This is a genomic window from Vibrio sp. 10N.286.49.B3, from assembly GCF_002873395.1.
Classification (GTDB): domain Bacteria; phylum Pseudomonadota; class Gammaproteobacteria; order Enterobacterales; family Vibrionaceae; genus Vibrio.
Map to the genome: position 1 here is coordinate 184707 of NZ_MCUV01000013.1, position 13128 is coordinate 197834.

A 13128-nucleotide genomic window follows, 5' to 3' on the forward strand; every position below is an offset into this window, starting at 1 on the left:
AATTGTTCGACTTAGAGTTAATTATTATCTGTTATTGCTTTTAACATACTATCGGAAGCAACTACTGTATTGACTTGACCAGAAGCAATAATACATTGATTCTCATCAAAAATTTGGCATTGATACACAGCCATATTATCATCGCGCATTAGCTCACCCGCCCGCACTTGATAACAATGACCATTAATAAAGCACCCACCTTCATGTTTATAGCGACGCGATCCTAAAAGAAAGCCGATCGGTGGCTTATCGCCAATACTTATTGCTTCTAAACCGCCTAATGCTGCGATTGTTTGCGCCATGTACTCAATACCAACCTGCGCAGGAACACCATCCAAATCTGCATCAAATAAAAAACTCTTTGATGTAATTTTAAGTTCGCTAATAATCAAAGTATCATCTTGCAAAATAATACGATCGAGCAAAATCATTGGGTGACTGTGTGGAAGTAGTGTTTCTATTTCTGGGTAAATTGTCTGTATCATTATTTTATTTCTTACTTGTAAAAAGCAGAGATGCGTTATTGCCACCAAAGGCGAATGAATTTGACAATATAGAATCTATTGATGCGTATTGCTTTTCACCTACAAGCCCGATTGCTGCTATATCATCGTCATTAGATCGCTCAGCAGGCCACTGTCTAGGAAGAGGTTGTTCGGAGTCTCTCAAGAGTAGACAACTCATCACTGCCTCTACTGCACCAGCTGCTCCCAAGCAATGTCCTGTCAATGCTTTCGTTGAACTTACAGGTACTGTATCGGTAAATAAGTTTGATATCGCTTGGCTTTCCATTGCATCATTTTGCTGAGTTGAGGTGCCATGCGCATTAATATAATCAACGTGCTCTGGCTTCAATCCTGACATTGTTAATGCTTGGCTCATAGCATTATAAGCACCTGTACCACAAGGCATTGGACTTGATAGATGGTGCGCATCAGAGGATTCACCATAACCGGCTAGCAAGATGTCACTTGATTGCGCAGTGACTATCAATAAAGCACCACCCTCTGCGACATTAATCCCTTTACGGTTTGGATCAAATGGGCGACAGGCTTGATCAGAGACTTGCTCTAAAGAATCGAAACCATTGACCGTTAAGTCGCACAAAGTATCAATACCACCACAAATTACCGCATCACAAATATTAGCCCTAATCAGTTTTGCGGCACTAATCAATGCTCGCGAAGATGAAGTACATGCTGTCGATACTGTATATGCGGGTCCTTTTGCATTCGCCAACTTAGCAACCGTTTTTGCCACATCACCCATGTCTTGATGCTGGTAGCTATAATCACTAGGAAACTCACCATTGCGTACTTTTTCAGCTATCTGCTTTTCAGTAACGGAAATACCCGATGTACTTGAACCAATCACAACACCGATGCGATTTGCAGGGAAGCGTTGATGTAACTTCTTAAAGCTTTCAGACAACTCTGAAACTAGAAATTGTGCTAATTGGTTATTACGATTATCAGGAATGTCTGAAATATCCATCTTTTCCAGTTCATGCGTCAAACGTCCTACATAGGCATGACGGCCAGAAAAAAGCGTCTGATGCCACCCTTGCATACCAGGCGAGTTACCAAGGCGTAAATTCGCTAATATTTCCTCAGTTTTATAGCCTAACGCGCAACTTATAGCGACATCCTCTATATATATTTGATCACTCATACGTTGCGTCCCACTGCAGTGTTTTTAATTGATATTCCACGCCAATATCATGATAAGAAACGTTTATCGTACCATTTACCTGGTGATGATTTTTATAGTCTATCGTCATGATAAGATTTTGATCACTATCGCTAAACGATCTTGCTTGATTACTAACCTCTACCTGCCATTCTTTCGTCGATAATAAAGGTTGAAGTGATGATTGTGGCCATAGTGCGAACATAATATCTTCCATCATACGTTCAGCACTCAAGACCTCTGCACTCTCTGGCAAATTAGATTGGCTCTTCAAATTAAAGCCATCCCAAGAAATATTAAACATCGGAAGAGAAAAACTGCTTAACCCAACTAAAGTGATTTGCTCTGGGGTAATCTCTAATAACATCTGTAAGCGATATTCTTTCTGCTCGAATTCGACTGTCATTAATTGCTGGGCCACTAAACTACCTTGATAAGAGTTAGGGCTAAGCAAGTTAATAGGTTTTTTCAAATCAGGTTCAGTTGAATGATTAGAGTTAACACAGGCAGTCAACCCGAAGCACAAAGCAAAAACAATCCAACTAACAATATTTTTTTTACTCATTATATTCCCTACCAAGTAATACCATTGGCGCAACTAGCCAACTAGAAAGAACGCCAAGCCCTACCGTTATACCGAAGCTCGATATGGCATAATTTGTCGATAATGCCATTAAACCAAACGATAATAATGAACTCATTCCAGCAACAAATACCGCAAGAATAGTATGTGACGATCGTCCATGGCACAGTAGAAAAATACTGTAATCGATACCTATACCGAAAATAAGAAATAAGCCAAGTACATGAAAAAGTGTGACCGGAAATCCTAATGCCGCAGGGAGCGCTGCCGCTATAATCACAGCTAAGATCGGAGAGACCATTAAACGTAATAGATTGGAAATACCAAATTTAATTCCAATTAAAACCATCACAGTAAGAATCGCCATCACTAATAGCTTAGTCACTCGCTGTCTGTAATCGCCTAGCATATGACCAATATCATCGACATAATTCAAATAATACTGCTCACTAGAAAGTACTTCCCGTTCAAATGGTTGCTTTAGACCACCTAATAGAAGCAATGAAAAATAACGCCCATCATCTAACTGACCTGTTAGTTGTGGTACGCCATCATTGGCATTAAAAGATGGTAACGGTTGAAATGCTAAACTACCTGGTAAAACACTCATGCCCGCTACTTGAGCAAGTGATTGACCTTCCTCATCAACCAGTTTTTTATAAGTTTGCCAATTACGCTCTTGGCGGTGTAAAGAAGGTACCCATTGAGTAGAAGCCATGTAACTAGACAGTTGTTTTGCGTCAATTAAGTCATTTAACTGCTCTACCAATGCTTCTTCTTGCTGTGCGACCTTCTCTTCACTACTTGCAAGCGTAATGATCCAATCTGATCCACCATGCGAGCCTAACTGCTGCTTTATATAGGTTTCATCTTGTAGTAATTGAGCATCAGGAGACTGTAAGATACGTACATCATCATCAGTATATCCAACGCATAATGCCCAGATAGCAATACCACTATAAACCGCGACTACCGCCCATATACCTTTCGGTTTAAACCATTTATTAACTTTATTATTTAATAAATTAGCAACGATAATCGTTCGTGGAGATTGATGTAGGTTTTTAACTTGTGGATAGCATAATAATACTGTTGTTAATGCTCCCATCAAACCAAACACTGAGAAGAGTGCCATTTGATTTAAGACAGGTAAATTAGCTAAAAACAGGCACGTATAAGCAATAACTGAGCTTAGCATCCCCATCATTAATGCTGGTTTTAATTGACGAGAAATAGCACGACTATCAAGCTTACCCAACATCCCTATTTGGAAGCTAATGTAATGAAAAGCATAATCAAATGATAAGCCGATCAAGCTACTACCCATAACAAGGGCAAGTACATGCACTTCACCAAAACAAATTAACGTTGCTGTAAGCCCTAGTAAAACACCACTGAACAGCGATGCTATCGTCATAATAAGTGGTTTAGAGTGTGCAAATAGCCATAGCACAATAATGATAACCAATAATAAAGCGCCACCACCTATAATTGATATTTCATTTTTTGCTAACTCCATCGCACTGGCTGAGTAAAAGCCAACACCTGTACGGTAGAGTTGAACATTTTCAATCATATTAAGTTGATCGATAACGGTATTTAATTGTTCGATATCATCAATTGAGTCACTACTATATGCACTGGTACTAATTAGTAATTGCAATAGTACTTGTGTCGTTCCATTTCGATTAGCAACAAGAAAGCCATCTTGATAATTAAACTCTTGTTGATCTATTAACGTTAATAGATAGCGTTCAAAAGTTTGCCATGGATCATTAATAAAACTTTGTCCATTAATACCCGCTGGCGAATATAAACGGCGAACGGATGCTTGCGTCAGTTGCGCTGAATCACCTTGTTCAATAACCTGGTAATCCTGATCGGTGAGTAGTTGCTGCCGGTGCTGAAAGAGTTGTGATACAAAACTCACTCGCTGCTGGTTATTAATCTCTTTAATTTGTGATAAATCATTAAGATCCAAACTTAACTTTTGAGCGGTTTGTAACGCTAGATGTTCATCCTGACTCTCAACTAAAACAATAAGATCGTGCTCAAACACACCAGCGGCATGTTCAAGCGCAATATCTAATGCTTCTGTTTGAGTTTCAGAGGGAAACATGGCAAATAAGCTAGTCTGAATACTATTACCACTCATTAGTTTGACGCTACTAATGATCAAAGACAGAAAAAGTACAGCCAACCAACTACGCCTAAGCACACTATCAAGCATTAGTCCTGACCTCGCAACCAATGCTTAATCATTGACTCGACTTCTTTACCATAAGGGTCAAGTACTATCGATGTACTATCCCCCGATATTTCAGATAAATGAACCTTGGTTAAATTGTGCCCATTGCCACTGAGCGTAATTTGATTAAAAATCACATTAAGTGGTGCGCTATTAGGGTTAAGTGAAATGATCCATTCGCTTTTGGCTTTAGGTGACATCTCATAATGCTTAAGTTGGATATCAAACTGACGCTCCAAGTTAGTTATATCACCCGTCATAAGCCCAGAAAAGATATCGGTCATCAAATTAACCACATTAGCAGGCACATCTTGAGGTACCAACTCTTTACCCATCAAGCTAAAAAGCTGTTGTTCCTTAACAACTAACAAATCTTCAAATGGGATCAATTGCTTCCACACGATCCCAACATTAGCCTCAATATAATATTGTCCAGATGAGCGAAGGCTCTGATTTAAGCCAGTAATACTTTTATCCTGTGAAAACGTTCCAGCTTGTGTGGGTTGACCTGCCATTAGCTCAATCACATCTGTCAACGAGCTTTGATTATGAAACTCTTCAACAGCCAGCACAGGTGAATTCATACCACTGAGCATTAAAACCAAAGACAACACTAATCGATACATGCCGCTACCTTATCCAATAAACACTGCGGTGAGACATACAACATCTCTTGAGTCGTAAGGTTAACTGCACATTGAATCGTATGTGCTTTAACACTGATCTTGCCTGTTGTATGGTTGAACACGACAAAATCCATTCTCAAACGGTTTTCCCACTCTGATAACGTGGCTGTTACCTCCAACTTATGGGCATGTTGAGCGGGAGATACAAACTTCATTCTTGTATCAACAATTGGATAAGCTAAGTTCTGTCGCTCCATTTCATCATAAGGAAATTTCAGCTCTTCAAGCAATGCACGACGAGCTTCCTCAAGATAGCGATAATAATTACCATGCCAAACGACCTGCATCGGATCGCAATCTTGAAATGCCACGGTAACAAATGCTGTGGCGCTAATCATGGCGATAACCTGTGAACTGACGTTGACCGATTTGGGTAATACATTGACGTAATTCTGCATCGAGCGGACGATCACCAACTAAGAATGGGGAAACCTCTCGAACTTCACTTATGGTTGTCATCACAGCTTCACTTAATGCGGCCTGCTCAAGCTCTCCTGCATTTAAGCGCAACTCAACACCTTGCACAGAAGCAAATAGACACGCTGCCGTTACTTGCTCAGTAAGTTCAACAACACGACGACAGTCACGAGATGCAATAGTTCCCATGCTCACTTTATCTTGATTGTGACTCTCTGTAGAACGTGAAAATACTGAAGCAGGCATCGTGTTTTTCAACGCTTCAGCCGTCCAAGATGATACGCCAATTTGCACCGCTTTAAAGCCGTGGCTAATGGGTAGAATATCGTCACCAGCACCGGTTAAGTTATACGGTAAGCCGTTATTAAATTTGTAATCACATAATTGTGCTAATTGGCGATCAAGTAAGTCAGCAACGTTTGCTACTGCCGTTTTTAAACTATCCATAGCCATGGCAATATGACCACCATAGAAATGACCACCATGCAATACTGTCTCATTTTCTCCATCGATAATTGGGTTATCATTCGCAGAGTTTAATTCTGTCTCAATAAGTTGTCGTGTCCACGTCAGCGTATCTTCTAGAACACCAATAACATGTGGAGCACAACGTAGAGAGTAACGATCTTGAAGGCGATCAGAGTTGCGTGGTGGGCGTTGTGCAGCAAGGTCTTCACGTAGACGACGTGCACACTTCACTTGACCAGGGTGCGGCTTAACAGCATGTAAACGCTCATCATAGTGAAAAGCATTTCCTTGCATCGCTAAAGTAGTCATTGCTGTAATTCGAGTTGCCATTTCAGCAAGGTAATTTGCACGTTGCCAATTTAAACAAGCAATGGCGGTCATAACTGCAGTACCATTCATCAGCGCCAACCCTTCTTTTGGGCGTAACGTTATTGGCGTCATACCTGTCAATTGAAGAGCCTGTAAAGCTGGCATAATTTGACCGTTATAATGAACATCACGCTCACCAATTAAAACGGCTGCAACATAAGATAATGGTGTCAAATCACCCGATGCTCCAACGGATCCCTCTTCTGGGATCTGCGGCATAATGTCGTGCTTAAGTAGATGAATAAGACCGGCAAGAAGATCCCCAGTGACACCCGATTTGCCAATAGAAAGAGAAGCAAGTCGCGCTGCAACAATTGCACGTGATTCCTGAGGGTTAAAAAATTCACCTAAACCACAGCCATGAAAACGAGTCAGTTGCAAAGGAAGCGCTTCAACTAAGTGCTTTGGGATTTGTACTGTACAACTGTCACCATAGCCCGTTGTCACACCATAAATATCACCATCTTCTTTTAATAAGCGTTCAAGAAAGTTGACAGACTTTTCAATTAGATCCACATAACTAGGCTCATCGTTAAGAACAGCTTTCGATTGATGTGTGGCAATATTATTAATATCTTCAATGGTGATTGCCTGTTGACCAAATATAACGTCCTGTAAATTACTCATTATCTAATTTCCAAAAATCAAAAAAGTTAAACCACTGTAAAGGGTAACGAAGTGCATAATGTTCTAAACGAGAAGCATATAAATCAATATTATATTGAATATCTTGCTCTCGATGTTTACGGGTTAGCGGCTTAAGAGGTAGCGCTTCTAGATGTACATTAATTCTGTTTTGCTCACAAAAACCAAACATCACATAAGTTGGAGATTTTAAAACAGAAGCAAGAATAAAAGGTCCTAAAGGGAAAGGCGCCCTTTCTCCCATAAAAGAGCTATATTCCACGCGTCGGTTTTGAGACACAGGTGTACGATCACCAACAATAACAACCCATTCACCTGCTGCTAGTTTTTGCTCTAGCAAGATAGCGGTATCAGGTCCAAGCTCTGTCACCTGGATAAGGTTTAATGCGCTATCTTTGTTGACCGATTCCATTACTGCATTAAATTTTTCGGCATGTTGTGTGAATACAATCGCATTCATTTTTAAACCGGTATATCGTCGACTTAATGCTCGGCACGCTTCTAAATTTCCAAGGTGACTGCCAATAATTAAGCAGCCACGCTCGTGTTCCACTGCCTGTTGAAGCAATTGGCTATCATTAATCGTAATGTCATCTGGTGAATATTGCCCGGTCCAGGCTGCCAGTTTATCTAACATGGCTTCACCGAAGTTATACAGATGTTGATAGCTGCTTTTTACTGGCTGTTTATTCGTTTTCGCCACAGCTAATTGAAACTGTTTCGATGCGCGGCGAGATTTATGATCCATCAAATAGTAATAAGCAATAACCGGATGTAAAAACCACTTAAATAGATTTTTCCCAAAACATTTATAGCTTGCAAAAAGTAGCTTCATACCAAGTACAGAGCCATTCTCTTTGCGACTAGACCAATGGATATTACGAGTTAAATTTCTTTTTAATAACGTTGGAATACGGGGCAACATGCCGCAAATCAAGCGAGTATGCAGCCAACTAATACGTAAGTTATCTTTAACGCCAGAAAAATGACTAATACCATCTTCTGGGTAGTGGACTTTAACTGGAATATATTCAATATCGACCCCTTTCCAGTACAAACGTACAAGCACTTCAATATCAAAATCCATACGGGTACCCAGTTGCTTATGCGCAAACAGTTCACAGCATTTAGATAATGGGTAGATACGAAACCCAATCATTGAGTCTTTTATTTGTAATGATAACGTTTCAATCCATACTGATATATGCGTGGCATAGCGTCCATATAGACGTGCTTTTGGTACAGAATCGCCATAAATAGGGAAACCAGATATCAACTTATACGGTGATAAATTCGCTGCCTGCAATAGTTTGGGAATCGCTTCTAAATCATGCTGACCATCGGCATCAACTTGTAGTGCATGGGTATAGCCGCGGTGATGTAAATGCTTAATACCAGCAATAACTGCACCACCTTTACCAGAATTAACCTTTAGATGCAGTTGATTGACCGATTCATACTGCTCAGCTAATTGATCAATAATTTGAGTGGTTACTAAGTCACTTCCATCATTAACAATAAGTATTGGAAGATTAACTGGCTGCAAAGAGTCAATAACTCCTTTCAAGGCGAGGCCGTGATTATAACAAGGGACTAGAATTGCGCAGTTCATCGCAGCTTCACCTTTCCTTTTGAGTAAGTACACTCATGATCAAAATAATGAAACTGTAATTTATTCTTATCTGACAGCCACAGCAGCTCTAAGGTCAGTAATGCCCCAGGCTTAACCGGTTGCTGGTATTTGATTAGATCCATACCACTTAATTGAAAGGATTGCTTAAAATACTCAGAAGCATAATAAATAGCCCAATCTAACTGGGCAACACCTGGCAGTATTGGAAAATGTTCAAAATGACCAGAAAAGTACTTGAGCTCTGGCTGAATATACAAAGTGATAACAGCCTTATTATTTACCAGTTCTATACTTTTTATTTGTGGTAATTGCCTAACCATATTAGATAAATAACTCCTGCAGTTTATGGTTATCGATCTTGCCTTGTGAGTTACGCGGAATCGCATCAATAATACGAACCTTCCTTGGCAAAGCGACTGACTCAGTATCTTTTACTAGGTGCTGACGAATTTTTTTCCACCAATACCCCCCCGATTGAGAGGTTGTTTGATAGCTAGTGTCCGATAACGTAATCGCTAAATTAATTACTTTACGTTTATCGCTTTCACTAACAAGAACAATGGCTGCACTCACTTCATCTAACATCATTACCGAACGCTCTATCGCACTTAAAGAGATGCGTTTTTCTGCTAATTTAATAACGCGATCGCGGCGTCCAAGTAACTGAAAGTGACGCTCATCAACTGACTTGATGGCATCATCGGTATAAAAATCTGCGCCCTGATCGATAAAAGGAGAATTAATCACTAACTGTCCATCGTTCTCTGTATAAGATATCCCTTCGAAGAGTTGCCAAGGCGTTACCACTTGCTCTTGAGTTCGCCACGCAATACCGCCAGTTTCTGAGCTACCAAATACTTCAATAGGCAAATGCCCTACGCGCTTCAGTACCGCTAAAGCTGTTTCGTACTTAAGAGGACCACCAGAGCTAAATACTTGTCCTGTAATTAGCGTTGAGTCTTCTAAACTCAAATGCTCAAGCATGACAGGGCTAGCGATTAATGCTGTTTCTTTTGAAACTATTGCACTTAATAACTCAGTGTTACTAGCAAGTCTTCGATCAAAACAACGCTGAGAAAGAAGTGGCCAAACAATGCGAAATAAGAAGCCATAAATATGAAAGTGTGCAACAGTGCCTACAATTCGAGTGACCGCAGACATTGAAAGAAACTGTTTCTGTAATACTTCGGCTTCAAGTTCGAAAACCGCTAACGATTTAACAATACGTTTTGGTTTAGCTGTTGAACCAGATGTAAAAAGCTCTATTTTACAAGTGAGTGCACATACTTTAAGAGGTAAATAAGTGTCGATTTCTGGGTAGGATTGCTCACCTGTTAATACAACATCAGGTTGGAAGTTCAACTGATCAGAAAGCAGCACGGCATCATTTTGATACTCTTTCAATGTTGAAGAAGCTTGGTTGTGAGGAAAAACCGCTGTTTTCCCCATTTGCTGAACCGCAAGTAAGGCAACCAAATGAAACCACGGATCACAACATGCTATAACATACCGTTCTGCCTCTAATGAGGAACATAAATACTGAACAGTTGCGACTTCTTTTTTAAGATCAGCAATCGTTTTATCACCATTTGCATCATAAGCAAGAATGGTATTCTCCTGCTTTGAAAATAACAGTTGATGAAGACTGGAAAACATCGTCACTGAGCCAATATCCTTTTTCTATAAATCCACTCACCACCAGCTAAAAGACCAATTAAAATATAGCTTATCCCGCCATTATAAAGGGTCCACACATCCAAACTTAACTGAGTTGTTATCAATGCAATCAATGCGTTAAAAGAAAAAAATGTCACCCACACCTTAGTTAACTGGCGTGTGTATTTTTTACCTTCATCATCAAGAGGCGTCGTGATCTGAGCGAGGCGTGTTATTACCGGTTGCCCATAAAACAGTGATAAACTAAAAGTAACTAGTAGCGTAAGATTAACGATAACGGGGTAATATAAAAAACCTCGTATATCTTGATAAACCATAGCAAATATAATGACAAATAAGCCAAGCATTGGCGGTAGTATATCGCTCAATCCTGTCTGCTTTTTATAAACTTGAGTCGCTAACTTAATAGTAAGCAAAGTGGTCATTAGCAGAGCAACAAAAACTAAATTATCTGAGCTAAGCCCCCAATAAACAATGAAGGGATAGCAAATGGTAACTACAACTACTAGCAACTTTAAAATATTAAACAAAGGTTACGCTTCCGCTGTCTCAACTAAACTTAAAACAACAGCCACAATGTCTTCTACTCGGCGTACTGACTTAAACTCTTCAGGTTTAATTTTGATGTCTGTTTGACGCTGTAAATGAACAATTAAATCAACAGCATCAATGCTATCCAACTCAAGATCATCAACAATGTGAGCATCTAAGACAACATCATTAGGATCTAATTCAAAAAGCTCAACCATCGCATCCTTAATTAATTGGAATACTTGTGAATCATTCATAATTTACTCCACCGCTTCTGCTTGTTGCTCAACAAGTTGACTTAACGTTCGTACACTTTTAAAGTATTCACGTGCTTGTGGATCATCACCATTAATCACGACACCAAACTCTTGTTTAATCGCTAGACCTAGCTCTAATGCATCAATTGAATCTAGGTTTAAACCGCCTTCATCACCAAACAATGGTTCATCCGCTTCAATATCGGCAACGGTTAAATCTTCAAGATTCAATGCATCGATAATCAGCTGTTTAATTTTATTTTCTAATGTTTTCAACTGTGAATTCCTCAATATTTAATGATTCAAAAATATAACTTGGCTCAAGTGCTGATTCAAAGTAGCGAGTAAGACGTCTCGCTGCTATCGATGTAGAAGGTGAATTCTCGATTAAAAATCCTACCGATTCACGATTCATCACTTGAACTTCGATAAGGGGCTTAATTGATGGCACGCAGTACCAAGGTATGCCCTTATACAAAATAGCGGGGTTACTAGTGATTATTACTCTCTGTATATCTGCTTGGCATCGAACAGCTAATTGAGCGGCTCCACGTTGACACTTAATTTTCATACCAGGTTCTGTACGAGTTCCCTCAGGAAAAACCAATAACTTGCGCCCACTAGATAATTTTTTTTGGCAAATATTGAGAATATCTTCAGATGCATTTGGGATATAGCCTGCCATTTGAATAACATGACGAACAAATGGGTTTTTCCAAAGGTCTGATTTAACAATGCAGTCACATTGTCGCAATTGAGAAATAATGATCACCACATCAATCAATGTTGGATGATTGGCTACGACTAGAGCACCGTTATCAGAGTCAAGCCTGTTTTTATCAAGTATATTTACTGATGTTATATGCGTAACCGACAGCATACGTACAAAAATCTCAAAGCTACATGAGATCCAATACTGGCATATATCCTGGCGCCTTTCCTTGTTTCTATAGCATAGGAAGATAAGCGGAAATATGGCATAAGATAATACTAATCCACCAAGACCAAAAATAAGAAATGATATACCAAATCCTATTTGCCTAAGTCGTTTTGATATCATCATTACTTAGCTTCCATATTAAGTTCAATGATGAAGTATTTAATTCAAACTCTTCTAAGTTAGAAATATTATTAACAAAACTCATAACATCACCGTTATTATTTTGTTCTTTTTTTGTTAATTGCGATTTGCTGTTTTCAACCTTTATTTGATAGTTACCACCCACACGCAACTTAATAGCAAGTGAGTAGCTACCATTGTCTCCAAGAAAATTTGCTAATTCATTTGGTGTATTTTCATCGGCAAAGATTATACACACTTCATCTTTTGGGTTGTTTGTTAAGTGTGCAATCGCTTCTATTATTGCCATAATAAAAGTATCCTCGCCAGCACAGACAGTAGTGAAAGGTACCTGCTGATTATTCACTATGGTGAGTATGCCTGGGGCTGTACTATGAACAGATTGTGCAAATTTTATAGGAGAAAGTTCTGTTTTTTCAGCAATAGAGTATAAAAGGCTTAGCGTTCTTCCCAACTCACCATGGCAAGTTGCAAACACGATATAATTAGGATTTGTTTTAAATACAAAGTCAGAAAAAGTTAAGACTTGTTTCGTCAAGGCACTACTTCTACGCAAAGAAGATTTAGGAATACTTGAAGGTAAGTAACCAACCGTTATATTTTTGCTTGGCGCAAGTTGACTAATAAATGTGCTACTGAGGCACATATCAATACTAAAATCCATATCATACACGTTATAATCCATTAACAATGGTGAATACTATAACATACGCTTTTAGATAGCAAAAAAAAATACTCGATATCAACTAGTATTAAATGTTTCATTTCCATTACGAACAAAATAACATCAATCATAAAGATATTTATCAATTTAATATATAAAGAAGATATAGATCATATTATG

General features: G+C 39.1%; 15 protein-coding genes. All 15 read right to left on the reverse strand.

Going from position 1 to position 13128, the window contains the following annotated elements; translation table 11 throughout:
* Window positions 1-17: 17 nt before the first annotated feature.
* From BCU68_RS07655 to BCU68_RS07725, 15 genes are read right to left on the reverse strand one after another with little or no spacing between them, the layout of a single operon-like run.
* Window positions 18-485 (reverse strand): 3-hydroxydecanoyl-ACP dehydratase, encoded by a 468-nt coding sequence (locus tag BCU68_RS07655; protein WP_102564193.1) that lies wholly within the window; start codon window positions 483-485, stop codon window positions 18-20.
* A gap of 4 nt (window positions 486-489) precedes the next feature.
* Window positions 490-1671 (reverse strand): beta-ketoacyl-ACP synthase, encoded by a 1182-nt coding sequence (locus tag BCU68_RS07660; RefSeq protein WP_102564194.1) that lies wholly within the window; start codon window positions 1669-1671, stop codon window positions 490-492.
* A complete protein-coding gene (locus tag BCU68_RS07665; protein ID WP_102564195.1) occupies window positions 1664-2254 on the reverse strand; it encodes a DUF3261 domain-containing protein in 591 nt (196 codons plus the stop codon). The genes BCU68_RS07660 and BCU68_RS07665 overlap by 8 nt, the downstream gene beginning before the upstream one ends.
* Entirely contained in the window at window positions 2247-4472 is a 2226-nt protein-coding gene (locus tag BCU68_RS07670; protein ID WP_133126135.1) for a hypothetical protein, read from the reverse strand. The genes BCU68_RS07665 and BCU68_RS07670 overlap by 8 nt, the downstream gene beginning before the upstream one ends.
* Window positions 4473-4501: 29 nt before the next feature.
* Window positions 4502-5146, reverse strand: a complete 645-nt coding sequence (locus BCU68_RS07675) for an outer membrane lipoprotein carrier protein LolA (protein WP_102564197.1) — start codon at window positions 5144-5146, stop codon at window positions 4502-4504.
* Window positions 5134-5544: an acyl-CoA thioesterase gene (locus BCU68_RS07680; RefSeq protein ID WP_102564198.1), complete on the reverse strand. Its 411-nt coding sequence runs from the start codon at window positions 5542-5544 to the stop codon at window positions 5134-5136. Before BCU68_RS07680 ends, BCU68_RS07675 begins: the two co-directional genes overlap by 13 nt.
* Window positions 5537-7087: an aromatic amino acid ammonia-lyase gene (locus BCU68_RS07685; RefSeq protein ID WP_102564199.1), complete on the reverse strand. Its 1551-nt coding sequence runs from the start codon at window positions 7085-7087 to the stop codon at window positions 5537-5539. Before BCU68_RS07685 ends, BCU68_RS07680 begins: the two co-directional genes overlap by 8 nt.
* Window positions 7080-8717, reverse strand: a complete 1638-nt coding sequence (locus BCU68_RS07690) for a glycosyltransferase family 2 protein (RefSeq protein WP_102564200.1) — start codon at window positions 8715-8717, stop codon at window positions 7080-7082. Before BCU68_RS07690 ends, BCU68_RS07685 begins: the two co-directional genes overlap by 8 nt.
* Window positions 8714-9058 (reverse strand): 3-hydroxyacyl-ACP dehydratase, encoded by a 345-nt coding sequence (locus BCU68_RS07695; RefSeq protein ID WP_157935182.1) that lies wholly within the window; start codon window positions 9056-9058, stop codon window positions 8714-8716. Before BCU68_RS07695 ends, BCU68_RS07690 begins: the two co-directional genes overlap by 4 nt.
* 1 nt (window position 9059) lies before the next feature.
* Window positions 9060-10394 (reverse strand): AMP-binding protein, encoded by a 1335-nt coding sequence (locus tag BCU68_RS07700; RefSeq protein WP_102564202.1) that lies wholly within the window; start codon window positions 10392-10394, stop codon window positions 9060-9062.
* A gap of 2 nt (window positions 10395-10396) precedes the next feature.
* Entirely contained in the window at window positions 10397-10945 is a 549-nt protein-coding gene (locus tag BCU68_RS07705; RefSeq protein ID WP_102564203.1) for a hypothetical protein, read from the reverse strand.
* A gap of 3 nt (window positions 10946-10948) precedes the next feature.
* Window positions 10949-11203 carry an acyl carrier protein gene (locus BCU68_RS07710; protein WP_102564204.1) on the reverse strand — a complete coding sequence of 85 codons (255 nt, stop codon included), beginning with the start codon at window positions 11201-11203 and terminating at the stop codon, window positions 10949-10951.
* Between the two features lie 3 nt (window positions 11204-11206).
* On the reverse strand, window positions 11207-11479 hold the full coding sequence (locus BCU68_RS07715) for a phosphopantetheine-binding protein (protein ID WP_102564205.1): 273 nt from the start codon (window positions 11477-11479) through the stop codon (window positions 11207-11209).
* A complete protein-coding gene (locus BCU68_RS07720) occupies window positions 11460-12266 on the reverse strand; it encodes a lysophospholipid acyltransferase family protein (RefSeq protein WP_102564206.1) in 807 nt (268 codons plus the stop codon). The genes BCU68_RS07715 and BCU68_RS07720 overlap by 20 nt, the downstream gene beginning before the upstream one ends.
* Entirely contained in the window at window positions 12244-12948 is a 705-nt protein-coding gene (locus BCU68_RS07725) for a beta-ketoacyl synthase chain length factor (RefSeq protein ID WP_157935184.1), read from the reverse strand. Before BCU68_RS07725 ends, BCU68_RS07720 begins: the two co-directional genes overlap by 23 nt.
* Window positions 12949-13128: the final 180 nt, after the last annotated feature.